The sequence below is a fragment of the Acidimicrobiales bacterium genome (assembly GCA_033344915.1).
Lineage (GTDB): Bacteria > Actinomycetota > Acidimicrobiia > Acidimicrobiales > Aldehydirespiratoraceae > JAJRXC01.
The window spans coordinates 3,905,715-3,928,152 of record JAWPML010000001.1 but is presented as its reverse complement, the minus strand read 5'-3'; the positions used below and the strand labels follow the sequence as shown (position 1 = coordinate 3,928,152).

The 22,438-nt window shown below is 69.6% G+C and carries 27 protein-coding genes and 1 tRNA gene; 10 read left to right on the top strand and 18 right to left on the bottom strand.

Features of this window, described 5'->3' with window-relative positions:
* Positions 1 to 114: 114 nt before the first annotated feature.
* From R8F63_19055 to R8F63_19045, 3 genes are all read right to left on the bottom strand, one after another.
* Positions 115 to 1,026: a MoxR family ATPase gene (locus tag R8F63_19055; GenBank protein MDW3220710.1), complete on the bottom strand. Its 912-nt coding sequence runs from the start codon at positions 1,024 to 1,026 to the stop codon at positions 115 to 117.
* 16 nt (positions 1,027 to 1,042) lie between these two features.
* The gene (locus tag R8F63_19050; protein ID MDW3220709.1) at positions 1,043 to 2,155 is read right to left on the bottom strand and encodes an NDMA-dependent alcohol dehydrogenase; all 1,113 of its coding nucleotides are present in this window, start codon (positions 2,153 to 2,155) and stop codon (positions 1,043 to 1,045) included.
* Positions 2,156 to 2,237: 82 nt separating this feature from the next.
* A complete protein-coding gene (locus R8F63_19045) occupies positions 2,238 to 3,170 on the bottom strand; it encodes an asparaginase (protein MDW3220708.1) in 933 nt (310 codons plus the stop codon).
* A 23-nt stretch (positions 3,171 to 3,193) separates the two neighbouring features.
* On the opposite strand from R8F63_19045, the gene R8F63_19040 reads away from it, so the two are divergent.
* Positions 3,194 to 4,042, top strand: coding sequence for a thioesterase family protein (locus tag R8F63_19040; protein MDW3220707.1), 849 nt, complete (start codon positions 3,194 to 3,196; stop codon positions 4,040 to 4,042).
* Positions 4,043 to 4,057: 15 nt separating this feature from the next.
* On the opposite strand, the gene R8F63_19035 is transcribed toward R8F63_19040, so the two are convergent.
* Genes R8F63_19035 through R8F63_19015 form a run of 5 tightly spaced genes read right to left on the bottom strand, consistent with a single transcriptional unit; the run spans position 4,058 to position 7,930 of the window.
* Positions 4,058 to 5,191, bottom strand: coding sequence for an NDMA-dependent alcohol dehydrogenase (locus tag R8F63_19035; GenBank protein MDW3220706.1), 1,134 nt, complete (start codon positions 5,189 to 5,191; stop codon positions 4,058 to 4,060).
* A 44-nt stretch (positions 5,192 to 5,235) separates the two neighbouring features.
* Positions 5,236 to 6,027: a mycofactocin-coupled SDR family oxidoreductase gene (locus tag R8F63_19030; protein MDW3220705.1), complete on the bottom strand. Its 792-nt coding sequence runs from the start codon at positions 6,025 to 6,027 to the stop codon at positions 5,236 to 5,238.
* Positions 6,028 to 6,063: 36 nt separating this feature from the next.
* Positions 6,064 to 6,729 carry a mycofactocin biosynthesis peptidyl-dipeptidase MftE gene (gene mftE, locus R8F63_19025; protein ID MDW3220704.1) on the bottom strand — a complete coding sequence of 222 codons (666 nt, stop codon included), beginning with the start codon at positions 6,727 to 6,729 and terminating at the stop codon, positions 6,064 to 6,066.
* A complete protein-coding gene (locus R8F63_19020) occupies positions 6,730 to 7,167 on the bottom strand; it encodes a Fur family transcriptional regulator (GenBank protein MDW3220703.1) in 438 nt (145 codons plus the stop codon).
* A 19-nt stretch (positions 7,168 to 7,186) separates the two neighbouring features.
* Positions 7,187 to 7,930, bottom strand: coding sequence for a metal ABC transporter ATP-binding protein (locus R8F63_19015; protein ID MDW3220702.1), 744 nt, complete (start codon positions 7,928 to 7,930; stop codon positions 7,187 to 7,189).
* 110 nt (positions 7,931 to 8,040) lie between these two features.
* Here R8F63_19015 and R8F63_19010 point away from each other — a divergent pair, with 110 nt between their 5' ends.
* The 4 genes from R8F63_19010 (at position 8,041) to R8F63_18995 (ending at position 12,232) form a co-directional block, all read left to right on the top strand.
* Positions 8,041 to 9,006 carry a metal ABC transporter substrate-binding protein gene (locus R8F63_19010; protein MDW3220701.1) on the top strand — a complete coding sequence of 322 codons (966 nt, stop codon included), beginning with the start codon at positions 8,041 to 8,043 and terminating at the stop codon, positions 9,004 to 9,006.
* A 10-nt stretch (positions 9,007 to 9,016) separates the two neighbouring features.
* On the top strand, positions 9,017 to 9,862 hold the full coding sequence (gene aztB, locus R8F63_19005) for a zinc ABC transporter permease AztB (GenBank protein ID MDW3220700.1): 846 nt from the start codon (positions 9,017 to 9,019) through the stop codon (positions 9,860 to 9,862).
* Between the two features lie 68 nt (positions 9,863 to 9,930).
* Positions 9,931 to 11,115, top strand: coding sequence for an acyl-CoA dehydrogenase family protein (locus R8F63_19000; protein ID MDW3220699.1), 1,185 nt, complete (start codon positions 9,931 to 9,933; stop codon positions 11,113 to 11,115).
* Between the two features lie 13 nt (positions 11,116 to 11,128).
* Positions 11,129 to 12,232: an acyl-CoA dehydrogenase family protein gene (locus R8F63_18995; GenBank protein MDW3220698.1), complete on the top strand. Its 1,104-nt coding sequence runs from the start codon at positions 11,129 to 11,131 to the stop codon at positions 12,230 to 12,232.
* A gap of 1 nt (position 12,233) precedes the next feature.
* Here R8F63_18995 and R8F63_18990 read toward each other — a convergent pair whose 3' ends face one another.
* The gene (locus tag R8F63_18990; GenBank protein MDW3220697.1) at positions 12,234 to 12,722 is read right to left on the bottom strand and encodes an FABP family protein; all 489 of its coding nucleotides are present in this window, start codon (positions 12,720 to 12,722) and stop codon (positions 12,234 to 12,236) included.
* A 72-nt stretch (positions 12,723 to 12,794) separates the two neighbouring features.
* Between R8F63_18990 and R8F63_18985 the strand changes: the two genes are divergently transcribed.
* Positions 12,795 to 13,190, top strand: a complete 396-nt coding sequence (locus R8F63_18985) for a nuclear transport factor 2 family protein (protein MDW3220696.1) — start codon at positions 12,795 to 12,797, stop codon at positions 13,188 to 13,190.
* Between the two features lie 169 nt (positions 13,191 to 13,359).
* Here R8F63_18985 and groL read toward each other — a convergent pair whose 3' ends face one another.
* Both groL and R8F63_18975 read right to left on the bottom strand, forming a co-directional pair.
* Positions 13,360 to 14,982 (bottom strand): chaperonin GroEL, encoded by a 1,623-nt coding sequence (gene groL, locus R8F63_18980; GenBank protein MDW3220695.1) that lies wholly within the window; start codon positions 14,980 to 14,982, stop codon positions 13,360 to 13,362.
* 122 nt (positions 14,983 to 15,104) lie between these two features.
* Positions 15,105 to 15,380: a ubiquitin-like small modifier protein 1 gene (locus R8F63_18975; GenBank protein MDW3220694.1), complete on the bottom strand. Its 276-nt coding sequence runs from the start codon at positions 15,378 to 15,380 to the stop codon at positions 15,105 to 15,107.
* A gap of 143 nt (positions 15,381 to 15,523) precedes the next feature.
* Between R8F63_18975 and R8F63_18970 the strand changes: the two genes are divergently transcribed.
* A complete protein-coding gene (locus R8F63_18970) occupies positions 15,524 to 15,727 on the top strand; it encodes a hypothetical protein (protein MDW3220693.1) in 204 nt (67 codons plus the stop codon).
* 14 nt (positions 15,728 to 15,741) lie between these two features.
* On the top strand, positions 15,742 to 15,951 hold the full coding sequence (locus R8F63_18965) for a hypothetical protein (GenBank protein MDW3220692.1): 210 nt from the start codon (positions 15,742 to 15,744) through the stop codon (positions 15,949 to 15,951).
* Here the strand turns inward: R8F63_18965 and R8F63_18960 are convergent.
* The gene (locus R8F63_18960; GenBank protein MDW3220691.1) at positions 15,929 to 16,909 is read right to left on the bottom strand and encodes a glycerate kinase; all 981 of its coding nucleotides are present in this window, start codon (positions 16,907 to 16,909) and stop codon (positions 15,929 to 15,931) included. The genes R8F63_18965 and R8F63_18960 overlap by 23 nt on opposite strands.
* A 72-nt stretch (positions 16,910 to 16,981) precedes the next feature.
* On the opposite strand from R8F63_18960, the gene R8F63_18955 reads away from it, so the two are divergent.
* The gene (locus tag R8F63_18955) at positions 16,982 to 18,364 is read left to right on the top strand and encodes a trehalose-6-phosphate synthase (GenBank protein MDW3220690.1); all 1,383 of its coding nucleotides are present in this window, start codon (positions 16,982 to 16,984) and stop codon (positions 18,362 to 18,364) included.
* Between the two features lie 23 nt (positions 18,365 to 18,387).
* On the opposite strand, the gene otsB is transcribed toward R8F63_18955, so the two are convergent.
* The 3 genes from otsB to R8F63_18940 are packed head-to-tail and all read right to left on the bottom strand — an operon-like array spanning position 18,388 to position 20,153.
* Entirely contained in the window at positions 18,388 to 19,167 is a 780-nt protein-coding gene (gene otsB, locus R8F63_18950) for a trehalose-phosphatase (protein ID MDW3220689.1), read from the bottom strand.
* A 33-nt stretch (positions 19,168 to 19,200) separates the two neighbouring features.
* Complete coding sequence (locus tag R8F63_18945; protein MDW3220688.1) at positions 19,201 to 19,893, bottom strand: LytR C-terminal domain-containing protein; 693 nt, start codon at positions 19,891 to 19,893, stop codon at positions 19,201 to 19,203.
* Complete coding sequence (locus R8F63_18940; GenBank protein MDW3220687.1) at positions 19,893 to 20,153, bottom strand: DUF3263 domain-containing protein; 261 nt, start codon at positions 20,151 to 20,153, stop codon at positions 19,893 to 19,895. Before R8F63_18940 ends, R8F63_18945 begins: the two co-directional genes overlap by 1 nt.
* Positions 20,154 to 20,216: 63 nt before the next feature.
* Between R8F63_18940 and R8F63_18935 the strand changes: the two genes are divergently transcribed.
* Positions 20,217 to 20,289 (top strand) — tRNA-Thr (locus R8F63_18935).
* Positions 20,290 to 20,307: 18 nt separating this feature from the next.
* Here the strand turns inward: R8F63_18935 and rlmB are convergent.
* From rlmB to R8F63_18920, 3 genes are read right to left on the bottom strand one after another with little or no spacing between them, the layout of a single operon-like run.
* Positions 20,308 to 21,252: a 23S rRNA (guanosine(2251)-2'-O)-methyltransferase RlmB gene (gene rlmB / locus R8F63_18930; GenBank protein ID MDW3220686.1), complete on the bottom strand. Its 945-nt coding sequence runs from the start codon at positions 21,250 to 21,252 to the stop codon at positions 20,308 to 20,310.
* Positions 21,249 to 21,734, bottom strand: a complete 486-nt coding sequence (gene ispF / locus R8F63_18925) for a 2-C-methyl-D-erythritol 2,4-cyclodiphosphate synthase (GenBank protein ID MDW3220685.1) — start codon at positions 21,732 to 21,734, stop codon at positions 21,249 to 21,251. The genes rlmB and ispF overlap by 4 nt, the downstream gene beginning before the upstream one ends.
* A complete protein-coding gene (locus R8F63_18920; GenBank protein ID MDW3220684.1) occupies positions 21,731 to 22,414 on the bottom strand; it encodes an IspD/TarI family cytidylyltransferase in 684 nt (227 codons plus the stop codon). Before R8F63_18920 ends, ispF begins: the two co-directional genes overlap by 4 nt.
* Positions 22,415 to 22,438: the final 24 nt, after the last annotated feature.

Here is a 22,438-nt window from a genome sequence, read left to right as displayed (position 1 = left end):
CGAACGCCTCGTCGCGTCGGAGTTGTTCCCGGGGCGTCGTGCGCCGGGTCTCGTCGGCGAGCGCCTGCTGGGCGTCGTCGCCTTCGAGCGTGAGTGGTGCACCCGAGTCGCCCCCTACGGGGCGGGGGCTTTTCCCTCGTCGTCGGGATCATGTTGGACTTCGGTCGCAAGCACCTGAGCCCACAGCTCGCGGATGACGTCCTCGGCCTGGGTGTCGCCCCCCTCGTGGAGGCGGATACGACCGGACAGGGCGACGAGCGCGGCGTCCAGGCCCAGTTCGGCATCGGTCACCGGGAGATCGCGGATCCGAGCCAGCCGGACGGCCACCTCGACGAGATCGATCGCGCCGCGGACCGACGAGCCGACGCGCACATCGCCGTGGTTGCGGGTGGCCCGCGTGATGAGCACGGCCCGGCGCCGAAGCCGCTCGTCCGTCGCATCCGTGCGCCGTTCGACGATGCCGGACTCGTCGTCGCGGGCCTGGTAGCCCATCGCGATCCGACACATCCGGTCGTACACCGCGCTGGACACCCGTGCGGTGCCGACATTGTCGAACGGGTTCATCGCGGCGACGAGGCGGAAGCCCGGCGCGGCCGGGATTCGGCCGATCCGCGGCAGATGGAGCTCGCCTTCGGACATCACCGAGATGAGGAGGTTCACCGTCTCCTCGGGCACGCGGTTGAGCTCCTCGACATAGAGCAGCGAACCGGCTCGCAGCGCTTCGACGAGGGGTCCGTCGACGAACACGTCCGTCGCGTAGCCCTCCTCGAGCACCCGCGACGGGTCGAACTGGCCCGCGAGCCGGGCCGGTGTGAGCTCCGCGTTGCCCTCGACGAAGACGAATCCGGTGCCCGAGGCTTCGGCGACCTCGCGCAGCATCGTCGACTTGCCGGTGCCGGGCGGCCCTTCCAACAGGACGTGGCGATCCGCGGCGAGCGCGGCCACCAGGAGTTCGATCTCCCGTCGCCGCCCGACGAGCGCGGCATCGAGCGCGTCGAGAACCGCGGGATCGTCGAGAGCAGTCATCGGCAGCGGTCGACCGTCAGTCGAACATGATCACGCCGCGAACGTTCTTGTTCGCGAGCATGTCGGCGTAACCCTCGTTGACCTGATCGAGCGTGTAGGTGTTGGTGATCATCTCGTCGAGCTTGAGCTGACCGGCCTGGTACATCGACAGCAGGTGCGGGATCTCCTTGCGCGGCGCCGTGGAGCCGAACAGGCAGCCCTTGAGCTCCTTGTTCATCATGGCGAACTCGAAGAGGTTGAGCTGCACGTCCATGTCCATCGCGTTGGCGACGGCGGTGGCCACGATCGTGCCGCCCTTGCGGGTGAGGAACTGGGCCGGGGCGATCATGTCGCCGGTCAGCACGCCCGGGGTGAGGATCACGCTGTCGGCCATGACGCCGAGGGTCATGCCTCCCACGAGCTCCATGGCCTCCTCCATCGAGGCGGCGGAGTGGGTGGCGCCGAAGCTCTCGGCGGACTCGCGCTTGAACTCGGACGGGTCGACGGCGACGACGTTCTTCGCGCCGGCGACCTTCGCGCCCTGGATGGCCGCGTGGCCGAGGCCACCGCAGCCGACGATGACCACGGTGTCGCCCGCTCCCACCTCGGCCCGGTTGACGGCCGAGCCGTAGCCGGTCGTGACACCACAGCTCACGAGGGCGGCGGGCCCGGGCGGGACGTCCTTTTGGACCTTGATCGCCGAGTCGACGCTCAGGACCATGTGTTCGGAGAACGTGCCGAGCTTGAGCAGAGGCGTGAGGTCGTTGCCATCCTTGTCGTGGTGGCGGACGGTGCCGTCGATCATCCCCGGCTCCATCAGATGCATGCCGAGGTCACAGAGGTTCTGCATGCCCTGGGCGCACCAGGTGCACTTGCCACACGACGGGATGAACGAACAGGAGATGTGGTCACCGACTTCGAACTCGGTCACACCGGGGCCGAGGGCGATGACCTCACCGGCTCCCTCGTGGCCGCCGACGATCGGCAGCGGCACCGGCATGGTGCCGTCGTGCGCGTGCTCGTCGGAGTGGCACATGCCCGCGGCCATGGTCTTGACGAGGATTTCGCCTTCCTTGGGATCATCGAGCTCGATCTCCTCGACGCTCCAGTCCTGGCCGACTTCGCGGAGAATGGCTGCCCTGGTCTTCATGACGATCCCTTCGGGGTTTTGCGGGGGAGGTGACGCGCGTGAACGGGCCAGAACGTACCAGTGGACCGCCGCCCGGCGACAGTCAAGCCACCACCCGGATCTCGCCGACGTGGGTGCCCGCCCAGTTCGTCACCGGGGTCGGCGCCGGAGCCGGGAGCGCGCCGAGCTCGGCCAGCGCCCATTCGCCGGCAATCGCCGCGGCGCGCCCGGCCCCGTCCTGCGCCTTGACCGCGATCGCAACACCGCTGTCGCGGTCGATCCCGCAGTAGACGCCCTCGGCGCCGCTCTTCGCGACCACTCGTCCGCCGCCCGTCTCGATCATCCGGGTGCCGGGGCGATCCGTCCCGGCGACGAGATGGGGGTGGGCCGCCATCGCCGCGATGACCTTCGCCCCGTCCGGGTGGCCGGGAAGCGACGCCCAGCCCGCGGCGAGCCGATCGAGCGGCATCGTCCAGACGGGGATGCCGCAGCCGTCGACCCCGGGGGTCTGGTCGCCGAGATCCACACCGCACTGAGCGGTAATCGCCGGAGACACATGGTCCCGTTGGAGGGGATGGTCCGGGGCCAGGTAGCCGGCGATGTCGAGACCGTGGGCCAGGCACACCGCCAGGAAGCCGACATGCTTGCCGGAGCAGTCGCTGTGGATCGGGCCCGGCGTGTCCCCTGCGGCCGCGAGGCGGTCCGCGCTGGCGCGATGCATCGGCGGGTGAGGGCCACAGAGGAGGGCAGACTCGTCGAGCCCGAGCGCCGCGAGCCACGCCCGGAGGGGCGCGACGTGCTCGGGCTCGCCGTTGTGGCTCGATGCCGCCAGCGCGAGCCGGACGGGATCATCCTCCACACGAGCCACCGGGAGGGCCTGCACCGGCTTGATCGCGGAGCGCGGCAACGTCGGACGGCGGCCGTCGCCGCGCCACCACACGATCGAGCCATCGGCATCCACGGCGACGACGTCGACTCGGTGGCGGCTCTCGATGTGTTCCCCACGGGTCACGTCGATAATGAGCGGGCCGGCCATCACCGTGAGGCTACGTTCCCGTGATGGCCGATCTCGACCAGGACACCCGCGTCGATCATCGCCGCGCGGCCGACGGGGTCACGACCTACGCCGCCACCGCGTCGTCCGAGTGGGCGATCTGGGGGCCGATGGGGGGCTACATCGCGTCGATCGCGCTCCGGGCCGCCGGGGCCCACTGCGGCCGGGCCCGGCCCGCGTCGATCAACGCCAACTTCCTCGCCGTCGCCGGCGACGACGAGCTGACGGTGACCGTCACCACGCTGCGGACGACCCGCGTCGCCACGTGCATGCGGGTGGAGCTGACCCAGGGTGACCGGGCCGTGCTCGAGGCGACGGTGTGGGGGACGGACACCGAGGACGGCTTGGCGCACCACGCCGCCCGCGCCCGGCCCGCGGTGCCCGGGCCCGACGGGCTCGACACCTTCATCGAGCTGCTCCGGCGAGCGGGGGAACCGTCGCCATACGAGTTCTGGCACCGGCTCGACTACCGGCCGACCACATGGATCGAGGACTGGGAGAACCGCGAGCCGCGCGAACCGGAGGCCGCCTCGTGGTATCGGTTCCTGGATCACACGCCCACCGCGGACCGGTGGCTCGACGACTGTCGGCTGCTCATCGCCACGGACCTCGATGCATGGGGACCCGCGTGCTATCCACACACCGGCGAGCTCGACTGGTTCGCCCCGACGATCGAGCTGTCCTGCCGCTTCCTCCAGCCCGCGTCCGAGTGGCTGCTCAGCTGGGGGTCGGCCCCGGTCGCCCACGACGGGCTGATCGGCGTCCAGTCCGAAGTGTGGTCCGACGACGATCGGCTGCTGGCAATCGGGGGCAGCACGCTGCTGTGTCGTCCCGCGCCGGACCGGCCGGGCTGACCGGCCTTCCCCGGGTCAGTCGAAGACGATGACCCCGCGGATGTTCTTGTCGTCGCGCATGTCCTGATAGCCCTCGTTGATCTGGTCGAGGGTGTAAGTCTGGGTGACCAACTCGTCGAGTTTGAGCTGACCGGCCTGATACATCGACAGCAGCCGCGGCACCGCGTGGCGGGGCGAGTCCGACCCGTAGATGGTCCCCTTGATCTCCTTGTTCATCATGGCGAACTCGAAGAGGTTGAGCTGCACGTCCATCTGCGCCATCGGGGCAAGACCGGTGACCACGATCGTGCCGCCCTTGCGGGTGAGGAACTGGGCCGGAGCGATCATGTCGCCGGTCACGACGCCGGGTGAGAGGATCACCTTGTCGGCCATCACCCCCGCGGTCAGCCCGCCGACGAGCTCCATCGCCTCCTCCATCGACGACGCGGTGTGGGTGGCGCCGAACTCGCTGGCCTTCTCCCGCTTGAACTCGGCGGGGTCCACGGCGACCACGTTCTTGGCGCCGGCCAGCTTCGCCCCCTGGAGTGCGTTGCTGCCGATGCCGCCACAGCCCACGACCACGACCGTGTCGCCGGCCGTCACCTCGGCCCGGTTGACCGCCGAGCCGTAGCCGGTCGCGACGCCGCAGCTGACGAGCGCGACGGGAACGAGATCGAGGTCCTTGTCGACCTTCACCAGGGAGTCCTGCCCCAGGAGCATGTGCTCGGCGAACGTGCCGAGCTTCGCCATGCAGTAGATCGCCTCGCCGTCGGGGTCGTGGTGGGCGCTGCGACCGTCGGTGATCATGCCGCGGCCGAGCGTCCCCATCCCCTGGTCGCAGAGGTTCTGCATGCCCGACGCGCACCAGCGGCACTTGCCGCAGGCCGGCACGAACGAGACGGCAACATGGTCGCCGACCTCGAAGTCCGTGACACCGTCGCCGACCTCGATGACGACACCGGAACCCTCATGGCCGCCGATGCAGGGAAAGATCGAGTTCTCCGGATCCGACGAGAACATGTCGCCGGTGAGCAGGTGCTCGTCGGAATGACACAGGCCGGCCGCGTGGCTCTTGACGAGCACCTCCCCGGTCTTCGGACCGTCGAGTTCGACCTCCTTGACCTGCCATTCCTCGCCGACCCCGTAGAGCACTGCAGCGCGCGTCTTCATCGTCCGTTCCCCTGTGCCTCGCGTGAAGCCAGAACGTACTCGGCTCAGATCGTGCTCGTCATACCGCCGTCGACGGGCAGGACGACGCCGGTCACGGCGGCGGCCGACTCGGAGACGAGATAGGCGATGGCGCCGGCGATCTCCTCGGGCTCGACGAGCCGTTCGATCGGCCGCTGATGCTGGGCGAACTCGTCGATGTCGGTGTCGTACGCGGTCGCCGACGCCTCGAGGATCGCGGTCCGGGTGGATCCCGGCGCCACCGCATTCGCCGTGACGCCCGTGCCGGCCAGGTCGATCGCGAGCGAGCGGACCAGCCCGACGACGCCGTGCTTCGCGGCGACGTAGGGCGCCATGTTCTGGAGACCGACCATCGCCGCGGTGGACGCCACGCCGACGAAGCGTCCCCGCCACGGTTCCGGCGACTCGAGGATCGCCGGGACGGCGGCCCGGGCCGTGTGGAAGACACCGCGAAGGTCGATGTCGACGATCGCGTCCCACTCGGCGTCCTCCACCTCCCACAGGCGTCGACCGGCGGCGAAGACACCTGCTATGGCAACGGCGGCGTCGAGGCGCCCGTGCAGATCGACGGCGGTCTGCACCGCGTCGCGCATCGCCTGCTGATCGCGCACGTCGGCAACCACGGCGGTGACGTGGTCACCGCCGGCGGCCGCGACCGCCTCGAGCTCGGCCCGACTCCCCATCGCGTACGGGATCGCATCGACGTCGGCACAGATGTCGGTGGCCACGACGCTCCAACCATCAGCGACGAGGCGGTCCACCGTGGCGGCACCCATGCCGCGGGCAGCGCCGGTGACGAGGGCAACGGGTCGGCTCACGAACGCAAGCGTCGCATCATCCGCGCCCCGGTGCGACTACCCACCGCGGATTTGGGCGACCGCGTCGGCGACCAGCGACGCGAAGAGCCGGGCACCGTCCTCCGCCGACGCCCCGGTCGGATCGCCGAGCACGCCGTTGGGCGACACCTCTTTCACACCGCCGTCCATCATCGTCGGGAGGATCTCCGCCAGCGGCGCCGGGTTGCCCGCTTCGGCGGCATCGAGGCGGACGAGCTCCGGCGCGAGGTGCAACAGCAGCGACGTCTCGGTGCGGCCGGCGTGCGCGTCGGCGCCGGGCAGGCGGACCGACCACACGTCGAGGCTTCGTCCCTCCGCCTCGCACGTCGCCGCCGCGGCCCGCAGCGCGTACGCGTTGCCGCCATGGCCGTTGATCACCACGATCCGGGCGAACTCCGGGCCCGCCGTCCGCACGATCTCGATGAGCATCTCGGAGAGCACCCGCGTCCCGACCGACAGCGTTCCGGCGAACCCCGCGTGCTCGCCCGACGCGCCGATGGCGATCGCCGGTCCGACCAGCGCACCGTCGAGTTGCTCGGCCACGGCCTCGGCAATCGCCGTCGCGATGCGGGTGTCGGTGTCGAGCGGCAGGTGGGGGCCGTGCTGCTCGGTCGCCCCGAGCGGCACCAGCAGCGTGTGCGACGCGCCTTCGAGCTCGACGGTCCTGGCCGCGCCGAGCCGCATTCAGTCGCAGCCGGCGCAGGTACCGACGAGATCGAGGCGGTGCGACTCGACGGTGAACCCGGCATCGTCGGCGACGCGGTGCAGGGCCCGGTCGAGGCTGGCCTCGGTGCGCGCCGCGAGGGAGAAGTCGATCACGTCGCCGCACGACGAGCAGATCAGGTGATGGTGGTGCTCGGTGAGACGCTCGGCGAGCTCGTACCGGGCGAACTCGTCGTTGGTGACGATGCGGGTGACGACGCCGGCCTCCTCGAGAACGACGAGGTTGCGGTAGGCGCTCGACTGGGCGAGGCCGTCGTCCTTGTCCAGGATCTGGTGGATCGTCACCGGCTGGCCCGCGTCGCGCAACGCCGCCACGAGCGCGCGGCGGCCTCGTGTGTAGCGCTGCTCCGCCCGTTTGAGCAGAGCGGTGATCTCCTTGTCGAGGTCGTCGTCGGACATGGTGCTCGTGTCGCTGGTGCTAGTGCTGATGATGATGGTGCGGATCGTCGAGGATCAAGCGATCGCCGACCCGGATGAACCGCCCGCCGAACGCGTGGACGAGATTGTCCTCGGTGAGGACCTCGTCGGGCGAACCGATCGCGATCGCGTGCTTGTCGACGAGCAGCACCTGATCGCAGATCCGGGCGTCGTCGAGGTCGTGGGTGGTGACGACGACCGACCGTTGCTCGGCGAGTTCATCGCGGATCACGTCGAGGATCAGCCCCCGGGAGACGACGTCGAGGCCGGTGACCGGCTCGTCGAGCAACAGCAGGTCGGATTGCTGAGCGATGCCCTGGGCGACGAGTACCCGCTGACGCTGACCGCCGGAGAGGTCGTGGAGCTGGCGGGCCGCGAGGTCCCCGATCGCGAGCCGGCGCATCGCATCGGCCAGCGCATCGCGGTCGGCGGAGCGGAAGCGGCGAAGCAGGCCCAGCGCCGGATAGCGGGCGAGCCCGATCGTGTCGGCGACCGTGATCGGCAGACTGCGGTCGACCTCGGTCGCCTGGAGCACGAGCGCCGGTGCGGTGCCCGCGTAGCGGATCGTGCCGGCCGTGGGCGCGACGAGCCCGGCGATCGCGTTGAGCAGAGTCGACTTGCCCGATCCGTTGGGCCCGATCACGGCGAGCGATGTGCCCGCCGGGAGATCCACATCGACGTCGGTCAACGCAACCATGTCGCCGTAGCGGACCTCCAGGCCCCGGATCTCGAGTGCAGCCGACATGATGGGCAACCTTATCTGATGAAAACAATTCTCATTCTGACTGGGGATCCCGGACACCCCCGGATAGGGTGCCGGACGAACTGATAGTCATTCCCATTCTTGGAGACTTCGTGCGCCGCTTTTCCCACGTCATCATCCCGTTCCTCGTGTGCGTCCTCCTGGGGGCTGCGTGCGGCGACGACGCCGACACCGGCGCCACCGGGCAGCCGACCGTCGTCGTCACGACCAACATCCTCGGCGACGTCGTCACCCGAATCGTGGGCGACGCGGCCGATGTCGTCACGATCATGCCGGTGGGCGCCGACCCCCACGACTTCCAGGCATCGGCGCGCCAGGTCGACACGATCCGCTCGGCCAACGTGTTGATCGTCAACGGCGCGGGCTTCGAGGAGGGACTCCTCGACGTGATCGACGGCGCCGAGTCCGACGGCGTCGCCGTCTTCGCCGCGATCAGCGCGGTGCCGACCATCGAGTTCGGCGACCACGACGACCACAAGGACGAGGACGACCACGACGACCACGACGACCACGACCATGAGGGCGTCGACCCGCACCTCTTCACCGACCCGGCGCGCATGGCCCTCGCCGCCGATGCCATTGCCGACTTCCTGATCGAGAACGTCGACGGGCTCGACGTCGAGGCCGTCGAGGCCAGCGCGGCCGCCTACGTGGCCGAGCTCGAAGCACTCGACGCCGAGGTCGAGGGGATGATCGAGGGCGTTCCCGCCGGCGACCGCATCCTGGTGACCAACCACGAGGTGTTCGGGTACTTCGCCGATCGCTACGGCTTCGAAATCGTCGGCACCGTCATCCCCGCCGGTTCCACCACCGACGGGGCCAGCGCCGGTGCCCTCGCGGAGCTCGCCGAGACCATCGAACACGAGGGTGTCGACGCGATCTTCGCCGACACGTCGTCATCGAACGAACTCGTCGAGACGCTCGCCGACGAGGTGGGCGACATCGAGGTCGTCGAGCTCTTCTCCGAGTCGCTCGGCGACGCCGACTCCGACGGTGCGACCTATGTTGCAATGATCCGCACCAACGCGGAACGCATCACCGCCGCCCTCGGGAGCTGACCTCCACGACATGCTCGAGTTCTTCACCGACGCCTTCGAGCCCGCCTTCATGCAGCGGGCGCTGATCGGTGGGCTCGTCGCGGTCGTCGCCACGTCGCTCGTCGGCACGTGGGTCGTGTTGCGCGGACTGGCGTTCCTGGGCGACGCGCTCGCCCACGGCGTCATACCCGGGATCGCGCTCGCGGTGTTGTGGGGCTTCAGCCCGATCATCGGTGCGTTCGTCGCCGCGATCGTCATGAGCGGCCTCGTGAGTGTGGTCTCCGCTCGCTCGACCGTACGGGAGGACACGGCGATCGGGCTGCTCTTCGTCGGGATGCTCGCCCTCGGCATCGTGATCGTCTCGCGGGCCCGTTCGTTCACGACCGAGGTCACCGCCCTGTTGTTCGGCGATGTGCTCGGCGTGACCAACGAGGACATCCGTGGTCAGGCGATCGCAACGGCCATCGTCGTCGTGGTGTCGGTGGTCCTGCACCGCCCCTTCCTCGCCCTCACCTTCAACCGGGCGAAGGCGCAGACCCTGGGGATGCATCCCGCCCTCGCCCAGACGGCGCTGCTCGCCCTCCTCGCGCTGAGCATCGTCGCCAGCTTCCAGGCGATCGGCACGCTCCTCGTCTTCGGCCTCCTGGTGGGTCCACCCGCCACCGCGTCACTGCTGGTCCGCCGGGTGCCGGCGATCATGGTCACCTCGATCGCGTTCGGCTCGCTCGCCGTGGTCACCGGACTCGTCGTCAGCTTCCACCACGACACCGCCGGCGGCGCGACGATCGCCGGATTCTCGGTGCTCCAGTTCTTCGTCGTCTTCGCCGTTCGCGAGGTCGGCGCGTCGCTGCGCCGACCGGCCGCTGTCACGGCATAGCGCCCCGCGGTGCACCCGACCGAGCCGTCGTCTGGCGCCGGCGCGGGGCGGTCTGAGACAGTCTCGACATGCATGTCGACCTGACGACGGACCAGAAGGCGCTCCAAGCCGAACTCCGCGACTACTTCACGACGCTGATGACCGACGAGGTCAAGGCGTCGATCCGCAACGACGAGCTGAGCGCGAACGAGCCGTATCGCGAACTGATCCGCAAGATCGGCGCCGACGGGTGGCTCGGCGTGGCCTGGCCGGAGGAGTACGGCGGCAAGGGCTACTCCCCCGTCGAGAACTACATCTTCTTCAACGAGGCCCAGAAGGCCGGCTGTCCGATTCCCTTCCTGACGACCAACACGGTCGGGCCGACGCTGCGCAACTTCGGCACCGAGGAACAGAAGAACGAGTTCCTCCCGAAGATCCTCACCGGCGACATGTTCTTCTCGATCGGCTACTCGGAGCCGGGTGCCGGGTCGGACCTGGCCTCGCTCCAGACCAAGGCGGTCAAGGACGGCGACGAGTGGGTGATCAACGGGCAGAAGCTCTACACCTCGCTGGCCTGGGACGCCGACTACATCTGGCTCGCGGCCCGCACCGATCCGGACGCGCCGTCGCACAAGGGCATCACGATCTTCCTCGTGCCGACCGACGATCCGGGGTTCTCCATCACGCCCTTCATCACGATGGGCACGACGAACACGACAGCGACGTTCTACGACGACGTGCGGGTCCCGGAGACGGCCGTCGTCGGCGAGGTCAACGGCGGCTGGAATCTGATCACGAACCAGCTCAACCAGGAGCGCGTGTCGCTCTGCGCGGCGGGCGGCATCACCAACACCGTCAACCAGATCATCGACTGGTGCAGCGAAACGGTGCACCCCGAAGGCGGGCGGGTGATCGACCAGCAATGGGTCCAGGTGAAGCTTGCGGAGATGCGGGCGCGCGTCCGGTTCCTCGACCTGCTGAATTGGAAGGTCGCCTACAACCAGCAGACGGGCGCCCTCAACCCGGCGGTGGCCTCGTCCGTCAAGGTCTGGGGCTCGGAGTCGATGCACATCATCTACAAGGAGGCCACCGAGCTGTTCGGGGCCCTCGGTGCCCTCCGTCCCGGCTCCCCGGGCGCGGTCCTCGCCGGCCGGATCGACGAGCTCTACCGGGGCGTCTGGATCCTCACCTTCGGCGGCGGCACGAACGAACTCCAGAGAGACATCATCGGCTGGGCCGGGATGGCCCTCCCCCGCGAGAAGCGCCGGAAGTAGCGAGGAGCGAACGATGGACTTCAATCTCGACGAACAAGAGCAGGCCGTCAGCGATCTGGCCCACCAGATCCTCGGCGACAAGGTCGACCACGACCGACTCAAGGAGATCGAAGGTGGCGACGAATGGTTCGCCACCGCAGAGTGGTCGCTGCTGGCCGACGCCGGGCTGACCGGTATCGCCCTGCCGGAAGCCCACGGGGGTGGCGGGCTCGGCATCATCGAGGCCGGGCTCGTGTGCGAGGCGGTCGGCCGCCATGTCGCGCCGGTGCCGATGCTGCCGACGACGCTCGCCGCGATGGCGGTGGCCGAGTTCGGCGACGACGCCCTCGCCGGAGAACTGCTGCCGGGCGTGTGCGACGGATCCCGCGTGCTCACCGTCGCGGTCGCCGAACATCTCCGTGAGGACCTCGCCAAACCGGGGCTCACCGCCGACGCCGACGCGAACCTCACCGGCACGAAGTCCGTGGTCGAGTTCGCGGCCCACGCGTCCCACGCCGTCGCGAACGCGATCGGTCCGGACGGCGTCGGGCTCTATCTCGTCGACCTGGCCGCGCCGGGCATCACCGCCGAGACGGGCACGTCGACGCGCAAGGAGCCGGTGCACGAGCTGACGTTCGCCGGTGCGCCGGCGACCCTGCTGGCGACAGGGGAATCGGCCGTCCGCTGGTTCGAGGCGCGCTATCTGGCGCTCGTCTGCGCGACCCAACTCGGCGTCGTCGAGGGTCAGCTCCGGCTGACCGCCGGCTACGCGAGCGAGCGCGAGCAGTTCGGGCGGCCGATCGCCACGTTCCAGGCGGTCACCCAGCGACTCGCCGACTGCTTCATCCAGGTCGAGGGGCTTCGGCTCCAGACCCAGTCGGCCCTGTGGCGCATCGCCAACGAGCAGGACCCGTGGGAGGACCTGCGAATCGCCAAGTGGTTCGGCTCCGAGGGTGCCCACTTCGTCGCCCACGGCGCCCAGCACATGCACGGTGGCATCGGCGTGGACGTCGACTATCCGCTGCACCGGTTCACCCTGTGGAACAAGCACCTCGAGGTCACCCTCGGTGCCGCGAACCAGCAGCTACGCACGATCGGCGCGGCGCTGGCCGCCGAGCAGCCGACCGCGATCGACTGAATCAGTCGCGGGTGAGTTCCGCCCGCAGGTGATGGGTGAGCGGCTGGCCCATGGCTGCCATCCACATCTCCGTGACCAGCTCCTGGCCGGCCACCTCGATCCGGCGCCGGACCTCACTGATCGGCTTCGCGGTGCGCGTGCCCTCGACCCGCTCGGTGCGCAGCTCGACGACCACGCCGGCGCCCGTCTCCTCGAGCGATCCCGTGTGGATCTCGACGACGCCCGTCGGTTGGGTCAGGACCATCTCGATCACGCGGTTCGCCTGCGGGCGCAGGTAGCCGACCTCGGTGTGGAGCGGCGCGTCGGACTGTGGATCCCGGGTGCGCTGGGTCATCGCGAGGAACGGCTTGCCGACATGCCCGAACGTCAGCTCCTCGAGGTACGAGAAGTCGGGAATGGTCGGGTAGTGGCCTTCTCCCGGGCCTCGCCAGGTGCCCAACAGCGGGGCGAGTGCCTCGCAGGCGGCATGGAGTTCGGGACCGGTGCGCATCGGGTCGCCACGCTACCGAGTTACGTGCGACGTCATCGACTCGGCCGGACGTGGGTCCCTAGGGTCGGCACCATGGCCGAGCCTTCGACCGATGCCCGCGCCGTCACCGAGCGCTACTGCGCCGCCTGGGTCGGCGGCGATTTCGAGTCCCTGCTCGACAGCTACGCCGACGACATCGTCCTGCACTACTTCGGCGCGAACCAGCTCTCCGGGGACCATGTCGGCAAGGACGCCGCGGTGGCCGCGCTCGTGGCCGGCGCGACGATCACGACCCGCGAACTGTTGTCCGTGGACGACATCATGGTCGGCGACGACACGTCGACCGTCGTCGTGACCGAACGGTTCACCCGCGACGACGAGTCCCATGTGCTCACCCGCGTCCTGCGCTACCGGATCGAGGGCGAGCGCTTCGCCGAATGCTGGCTCTACGACGAGGACCAGCCCCTCGTCGACCACCTCTGGCGCTGAGCGCGAACGCGGAACGGACCCGCCGAAGCGGGCCCGTTCTCTCAATCCTGGAAACCTCTCACTCGCCTGAAATTCTCTCACTCCCACTGCAATCTCTGGTCAGGAAAGGGTCGACGGAGCGACCCTTTGGTGACCAGAGATTCTCGGGGTTGGGGTTGGGGGTGGGGGGTCAGAAGTCCATGTCCGGCATGCCGGGCATGCCGCCACCCTCTTCGGGGGCGTCGGCGATGACCGCCTCGGTGGTGAGGAACAGCGCGGCGATCGAACCGGCGTTCTGCAGCGCCGATCGGGTCACCTTGGCGGCGTCGATGATGCCGGCCTCGACGAGGTCCATGTACTCGCCGGTCGCAGCGTTGAGGCCTTCGTTGCCGGAGAGGTTGCGCACCTTGTCGACGATCACGCCTCCCTCGAGCCCGGCGTTCACGGCGATCTGCGTGAGCGGACCCTCGAGCGACTTGGCGACGATGCGAGCGCCGACCTTCTCGTCGGCGTCCTCGATGCCGTCGAGTGCGGCGTTGACCGCGGCCTGGGCTCGGATCAGGGTGGTGCCGCCGCCGGCGACGACGCCTTCCTCGATCGCAGCCTTGGTGGTCGACACGGCATCTTCGATGCGGTGCTTCTTCTCCTTGAGCTCCACCTCGGTGGCGGCGCCGACCTTGAGGACGGCCACGCCGCCCGACAGCTTGGCGAGGCGCTCCTGGAGCTTCTCGCGGTCGTAGTCAGAGTCGGTGTTCTCGATCTCGGCCTTGATCTGGTTGATCCGGCCGGCGACGTCGGACTGGTCGCCCGCGCCCTCGATGACCGTGGTCTCGTCCTTGGTGACGACCACCTTGCGGGCTTCGCCCAGCATGTCGAGGGTGACGCCCTCGAGCTTCAGGCCGACCTCTTCGCTGACGACCTGGCCGCCGGTGAGGATGGCGATGTCCTGGAGCATGGCCTTGCGGCGTTCACCGAACCCCGGCGCCTTGACCGAGACGGACGTGAAGGTGCCGCGGATCTTGTTGACGACGAGCGTCGCGAGGGCCTCGCCCTCGACGTCCTCGGCGACGATGAGGAGCGGTCGGCTCGACTGCATGACCTTCTCGAGCACCGGCACGAGATCGCGCACGGCCGTGATCTTCGAACCGACGAGGAGGATGTAGGGGTTCTCCAGGACGGCTTCCATGCGCTCGGCGTCAGTGACCGAGTAGGGCGAGATGTAGCCCTTGTCGAAGCGCATGCCCTCGACGAAGTCGAGGTCGAGGCCGAAGGTCTGGCCCTCTTCGACGGTGATCACGCCGTCCTTGCCGACCTTGTCGATCGCCTCGGCAATCGTCGCGCCGATCTCCGGATCGGCCGACGAGATGGACGCCACGTTGGCGATCTGGTCCTTGTTCTCGGACACGTCCTGCGCGCTGTCGCGGATCGACTGGACCGCGATCTCGACCGCCGTCTCGATGCCCCGCTTGACGGACATCGGGTTGGCACCGGCAGCCACGTTGCGCAGGCCCTCGCGGACCATCGACCACGCGAGCACGGTGGCGGTCGTGGTGCCGTCACCGGCGACGTCGTCGGTCTTCTTGGCGACCTCCTTCACGAGCTCGGCACCGATGCGCTCGTAGGGGTCCTCGAGCTCGATCTCCTTCGCGATGGACACACCATCGTTGGTGATCGTGGGGGCGCCCCACTTCTTCTCGAGCACCACGTTGCGGCCCTTCGGACCGAGCGTGACGCGTACGGCGTCGGCGAGCTGGTTCATGCCCGCCTCGAGGCCACGGCGGGCCTGCTCGTCGAACTGAATCGTCTTGGCCATCATTCCTCCGGAAAGATCGGTGCAGAACAGCGCTGGCACTCTCGTGCCGCGACTGCTAATTCAACCCGGAGAGCGCGGATTTCGCAACCGAACGGACCGAACCCGTTCGGGAAATCGCGGGATCAGCCGCCGGCGACCGCCGGAACGATGCTGAGCGTCTCCCCGGCGGGCACGGTGGTGCCGAGACCGTCCAGGAAACGGACGTCGTCGTCGCTGACGAACACGTTCACGAAACGACGCAGGGAGCCGTCGTCGTCGAGGATGCGCTCCTTGAAGCCCGGGTGTGCGCCTTCGAGGCTCTCGAGCACCTCGGCGACGGTGTCGCCCTTGACGGAGATCTCGGCCTCGCCGGCGGTCAGGGTGCGAAGGGTGGTGGGGACTCGAACGGTGACACTCATGTGCGGCTCCTTAAATCCCGACCAAACTTATCGGATATAAAGGAATTCACCAACCAGGTACAGATCGATGCGTCGGGATCCGATGACATCGCGGTGTCGCCCGTGGCGGGTCCTTCCCCGCCGATCCGTCTCCGAGGTCATGGATGTCCGTCGAATCCCGCGCCGCTGCGCATGCCCGTCTGGCCGAATTGGTCGTATCCCTGAGCGGTGCGACGGCCCCGGCCGCGCGTGAGGCGGTCGACGCCGCACTGGCCCGCAACGGCGACACCGGCGATCAACTCCTGAACATCGCGGACGCCATCATCACCCTGCGCAACGGTCCCGCCGAGATCGCCCCCGGCGACTGACCTACGCTGGGGACGTGGAGCTCGAACGACAGCAGAACACGCCGAGCCAACGAGGCCTGTCCATGCCGGCGCGGCTCGTCATCGGCGGTCTGGCCCTGTTCGGCGCCATCTCGCTGGTGCAATGGGTCCTGACCTCACTGATCGGCATCGTGAAATTCGGCCTGATGATCGTGATCGTCGTCGGCGTCGTGGGCTGGGTGCTCAGCGCCAAGGGCCGTCGCTGAACGACGCGGCCGCCTCGGCGATCGTCGCCGCGGTGTCGGCCATCGCCCGCTCGCCGAAACGCTCGGTCAGATCGATGACCGGAATGGGCGGATCGGTCAGGGCCGACTGCCCGACCACCGCGATCACGGGCACGCCGGCCGCGGCCGCCAGCGAGGCGACACCGCCGACGACCTTCCCGGCGAACGAGCTCTCGTCGAGCCTGCCTTCACCGGTGACGACGAGGTCGGCCGACTCGATCTGGTCGTAGAGCTCCACCGCGTCCGCGATCAACGAGAACCCGTCGTGCAGGGTCGCACCCGCCGCCGCGAGTCCGCCGGCGAGACCACCGGCGGCACCCGCCCGTTCGAGCTCGCGGACGTCCACGCCGTGCTCGTCGGCGTAGACCTGGGCGAGCCGCTCGAGCCGTCGGCCGAGGAGCTTCACCTGACTCGGCGTGGCTCCCTTCTGTGGGCCGAAGACCGCGGCCGCGTCGACGAAGGTCGTCCGCACGTCGCACGCGACCTCGAGGCGGATCCCGCGATAGCGCGCCAACGGCGCCATGGCCCGCAGCGCGCCGAGCCCGCCGTCGGTCGTCGCGCTCCCGCCGAGGCCGACGAGGATCTCCTCCGCGCCCGCCTCCGCGGCGGAGGCGATCAGCTGCCCGGTGCCGATCGTCGACGCCTCCATCGGATCGTTCGCCTCCGGGCCCCCGGCGAGCAGCAGGCCCGAGGCCCGGGCCATCTCGATGACCGCCCGTCCGCCCCGCAGGGACCAGTCCGCATCGACCGGAGTTCCCAGCGGTCCGGTCACCGTGGTGGTCCGGTTCGCTCCCCCGAACGCCTCGAGGGTGCCTTCCCCGCCGTCGGCGAGCGGTTGCACCACGACATCGAGCTCTGGGGCACCGACCGCGACTGCATCCCCGACCTCGCGGGCCGTCACCGTTCCGCGGAACTTGTCGGCACACACGAGCACGCGCACCACCCGGGTGTACCACCCCAATACTTTCTGGGGTCAGACCCCAATACTTTCTCGGTCACTAGCGTCGGACTCGTGCCCGCTCCGGTTGTGCTCGTCTCGAACCGCGGGCCGTTGTCGTTCCAGGACGACGGCGGTCGGCTCGTCGCCACCCGCGGCGGCGGTGGCCTCGTGTCCGGACTCGCGCCCCTCGTCGCCGGCACGGACGCGATCTGGATCGCGGCGGCGCTCAGCGATGCCGACCGGGCGGCTGCGGCCGAGGGCGTGATCGAAGCCGACGGGCTCCGGGTGCGCACGCTCGCCATCGATCCCGACGTGATGGCGCTGTCCTACGACGTCGTGTGCAACGCGATGCTCTGGTTCCTCTACCACGCACTGCACGACGCCAGCCGCCGGCCCATCGTGGACGCCGGCTTCCGCGAGGCGTGGGACGCCTATCGGCGCTACAACGCCGAGTTCGCCGACGTTGTGGTGGACGAGACACCGCAGGGAGCCGTCGTGCTCGTGCAGGACTACCACCTCGCCCTGCTGGCGCCGCTCGTGAAGTCGCGCCGCCCCGACCTCCGCCTCGTCCACTTCTCCCACACGCCGTTCGCACCGCCGCTCCAGATGCGGATGCTTCCCGACGATCTCGCGTCCGAGTTGCTCGACGGCATGGCCGCCCACGACGCCTGCGGCTTCCACTCGGAGCGCTGGGCGGCGGACTTCCGCGCCTGCTGCCTCGCGACCATCGGCCGGGAACCGACCACGTTCGTCTCTCCCCTCGCGCCGGATCCGGACGACATCCGGGCCGCAGCCTCGAGCGAGCGATGTGAGGCCGAGTTCGCGAGCCTCGACGAAGCGATCGGCGAGCGCCGGCTGATCGTGCGCGTCGATCGCATCGAGCTCTCCAAGAACATGCTGCGGGGCTTTCGCGCCTTCGACCAGATGTTGGTCGACCGTCCGGACCTCCGCGAGACCGTCGTCTTCCGAGCCCTCGGCTATCCGAGCCGGGAGGGGCTTCCCGAGTACCTCGCGTATCGATCCGAGGTCGAGGCGCTCGCCGACGTGATCAACCGGCGCTGGCAGACCGATGGCTGGACCCCGATCGAGCTCGACCTCAGCGATGACTTCCCGAAGTCCGTGGCTCATCTCCGTCGCTACGACGTGCTCCTCGTGAACCCGATCCGTGACGGGTTGAACCTCGTGGCGATGGAGGGCCCGCTCGTCAACGAGCGCGACGGCACGGTCGTGCTCAGCCGCGAGGCCGGGGTCCACGACCAGCTCGACGGCGCGGTTCGTACGGTGAATCCCTTCGACATCGCCGATCAGGCGGCCGCGCTGGCCGACGCGCTCGATCTCGACGCATCCACTCGCGCGGCGCGGGCCACCGAGTTGCTACGCCGCGCCGAAGCCCGAACCCCCGCCGACTGGCTCGCCGAACAACTCGCGGCCGCCGACTCGTCCCGCCCGAGTTGAGACGCCGGGGTCAGAGCCCCGTCTCATCTCGAACGATCGGCCCCGTCCGCCGCCACCGCGAGGAGCCGGCGGAGGAACGCCTCCGCTCCCGCCGGACCGTCGACCACGAGATCGGCGCGACGGCGCAGGATCGGCGGGGCCTCGGCCGAGTCGACGGCCACCCGCAGCGTCGTCACATCCTTGGCCGCGAGCTCGTCGAGACCGTCGAACGCCGGCAGATCCCCGAGGTCGTCGCCGACGTACGCCACCGGATCGAGACCCGCCGCGAGCTCGACGAGCGCCGTGCCCTTGTCCCGCTCGACCGGCGGGTGCAGCTCGAAGGACTGCTTGGCCGGACGGTGCTCCATGCCGGTGCGTTCGCCCTGTTCGACCACCCAGTCCCGCATCCGCGGCGCCACGGCGGGGTCGCTGCGGTAGTGGATGGTGAGCGACAGGCCTTTCGGCTCGACCACCTCGGCGCCGAACGACGCCGAGGCCGCGTCGACGAGTTCCTGCACCGCGGCACGATAGGGCTCGGCCTCGGGGAGCGTGCCGGGCACGCCGGCGCGGCGCCACTCGAGACCGTACAGACCGACGACGTCGATCTCGGTCGGCACCATCGGCGCCAGGTAGGCGACCGGGCGGCCCGAGATCACGGCCACGCGACCCAGCCGATCGCTCAGCTCGACCAGCAGATCAGCGACGCCGGGCCGGATGACGGCCGCCTCGGGTTCGGCGGCGATGTCGGCCAACACCCCGTCGAAGTCCAGGAACAGGCCGGCGCGGGCGGGCGCCCACCCGAACGGATCGAGCGACTCATCCATCGCGTCGGTTGCCTTCAAGGGGATGGAGGAGGGTCAGCGGAGCTGCTCGTCGGTGCCGAGCACGACGATGATGTCGGCCGCGGCGACGTCGGCCGCGCTGCTCTCGCTGGCGAGCGTCGTAGGGTCGGCCGGGGCCTGCTCGAGCACCGCTGCGGTACCCGACAACGCCTCGGCGACCTGCTTGGCCTCGTCTGCGTAACCCTCGGTGAAGTAGACGCGGCTGTCCGAGACCTCGAACGTCGCTGCGTTGCCGGCGGTCCACACATAGCCGACCACGCCGAGCACACCGCCACGCTCGGCGGCCAACCCGCCGACACCGCTGCCGTTCAGGACGGCCACGATCACATCCGAGGGCGGATCGATGGACACCGCGTCATCGGAGGCGGTGTCGTCGGTCGTGCCGTCGTCCGTGGTGCCGTCATCGGTGCCCGTGCCGTCGGTGCCTCCGTCGTCGGTCGCCTCGTCGGTCGACCCGTCGTCCGTGGTGCCGTCATCGGCAGTGCCGTCGTCGGTCGAACCGTCGTCCGTGCCGCCGTCATCGGCCGACCCGTCGCCGTCCCCGCCCGGCAGCGCGGCATCGGAATCGCCGCCGTCGAAGCCCCACTGGAGCAGCGCGAACCCGATCACGAGTGCGATCACGATCAACACGCCACCGCGAGCGGCAGCGCCACCAGCCGACTTCGCGAACGATCCGTCTGAGGCGGCATAGCGCCCTGGTGCAGTCATCAGCTGTGCTCCTCGCTGCTTGCGCCGACCTGTTCAGCACGGGATCGGCGGCGCCGGTCCCGCATACGCCGCAACCGGCGCACGACCAACGGATCGTGCGACTCGGCTTCGGGCCGATCGATGAGCTCGTTCAGCAACTCGTAGTACCGCGTCGCCGAGATCTCGAGCTGCTCGTGGATGGCTTCATCCTTCGGACCCGGCTCGGTCCACCACGAACGTTCGAAATCGAGGATCGCCTGTTCGGCCTCCGTGAGCTGCATTCCCCCAGCCTTGCAGAAACGAGGCCCTCGGTGGCGCCGGGCGCGCCCTACGCTGTCAGCGACGCCCGTGTAGCTCAGTTGGTAGAGCAGCTGTCTTGTAAACAGCAGGTCGCAGGTTCGACTCCTGTCGCGGGCTCTCGAGCCGCTTCGCCGGTCAGGCCGAACGCAGCCGGGCGACCTCGTAGCAGGCGACGGCAGCCGCTGCGCTGACGTTCAGGCTGTCGAGGACACCCGCCATCGGGATGGACACCACGGTGTCGCAGCGCTCCCGCACGAGGCGGGACAGGCCGGGGCCCTCGGCGCCGAGCACGAGTCCGACCGGCTCCGAGGCGACGGGAAGATCGTGGATCGACCGTTCGCCGCCGGCGTCGAGCCCGACCGTCCAGATCCCGTGCTTGCGCATCGTGGTCATCGCGGCCGGCAGGCCGCCCACGAGCGCCATGCGGAGATGCTCGATCGCTCCCGCGGCCGCCTTGGCGACGGTCGGCGTGATGTGCGCCGCCCGATGGCGGGGCAGGACGATCCCGGTCACGCCCGCGCATTCGGCGGTGCGGAGGATGGCACCGAGGTTGCCGGGGTCCGTGATGCTGTCGAGCAGCAGCAGGAACGGGGGCGTGCCGTCGAAGTCCGGGCGGAGCAGGTCCTCCAGTTCCGTCGGACGCAGCGGCTGCGCCACCGCCATCACACCCTGGCTTCCCTCCGTGCGGGTCATCGACTCGAACTTCGCCCGGCTCATCTCCGTGATCGTGACCTTCGCCTCGTCTGCCAAGTCGATGATCTCGTCGAGAATCGGCGCGGGGTCGAGGTCGCCGGCGAGCACGACTTCACGGGTGCGGCGGGTCCCCGCGAGCAGAAGCTCACGCACGGCATGACGCCCCTCGACCTGGTCTCCACCGAGCGACCCGCCCTTGCTGCGACCGCCATCGCCTTCACGCAGTGGCGTCGTCCCCCGCTGGCCGTCACGCCCACGGCCTCGGGGCGGACCGCCGCGACCACCACTCTTCTGACGGGGGTTGCGGGGTTGCCCCTTCCCCCGACCTCCGCCGCCTTTCGGTCCGCGAGGGCCGCCCTTGGGTGTCTTGCCCGAACCGCGGCTCATCGCGCCACCAGCGCCACGGCCCACGCGACGATTCCCTCGCCGCGACCGAGTGCCCCGACACCCTCGCTCCGGCGTCCCGTCACCGAGACCGGGGCACCCACGGCGGCGGAGAGGTTCGCCTCCATCTCCGCCTTGACCGGTGCGAGCTTCGGTCGGTCGAGCACCACGGAACAGTCGACATTGCCGGGCCGCCAGCCGCCGGCCCGCACCGCGTCGGCCGCCCGGCGCAGCAGCTCGATGCTGTCAGCTCCGGCCAGTGCGGGGTCGGTGTCGGGGAACATCTGGCCGATGTCCCCGAGTCCGGCCGCCCCCAGCAGCGCGTCGGTGCACGCGTGGGCGACCACATCGGCGTCGCTGTGGCCGACGAGACCGCGTTCATCGTCGAAGCGCACACCGCCGAGCACCAGGGTGCGCTCGGGGTCGTCGCTGTACGCGTGGACGTCGAACGCCTGACCGACCCGGAAGGGAATCTCGTCGCTCACTCGTGCTCCTCTCGTGCAGGATCGTCCTGCTCGAGGAATCGGGTCGCCACGTCGAGATCCAGCGGCGTGGTGAGTTTGATGTTGCGGGTGTCGCCGTCGACCAGAGCGACGGTACCCCCTGCAGCCTCCACCACGGTCACATCGTCCGTCGCTTCGACGCCATCGTCGTGGGCCGCCCGCAGCACCGCGGCCCGAAATCCCTGCGGGGTCTGGACGGCCACCAGGTCGTCGCGGTCGACCGTGCCGCCGCTGCGGCGCCGGAGCGTGTCGGTGATCGGCACCGCCGGGGTCACGGCGTCGGCGCCGTTGCGCACGGCCGCGATCACCTGCTCGTAGAGACGATCCGTTGCCAGCGGTCGGGCCGCGTCGTGGACGAGGATGACGGCGGCGTCGGCCGGCACGGCGGCCAGACCGCGTCGCACGGAGCCCGCCCGCGACGCGGCGCCCAGCACCTCCCGCACGACATGACCGTCCGGTACGACCACGGGCGCGACACCCGGGACGGGCTCGGCCGGCGTCACCACCACCACGCCGTCACTGTGACGGGATGCGGTCCGCACCGACCGATCGACCACGCGGGACCCGGCGAGGTCGAGGAACTGCTTCGGCGCGCCGAAGCGGCTGGCCGATCCGGCCGCGACGACGATCGTCCACACGGAACCCGTCTCTTCGTCACTCATCGGAGTCGCCAGGCTGCACGGGGT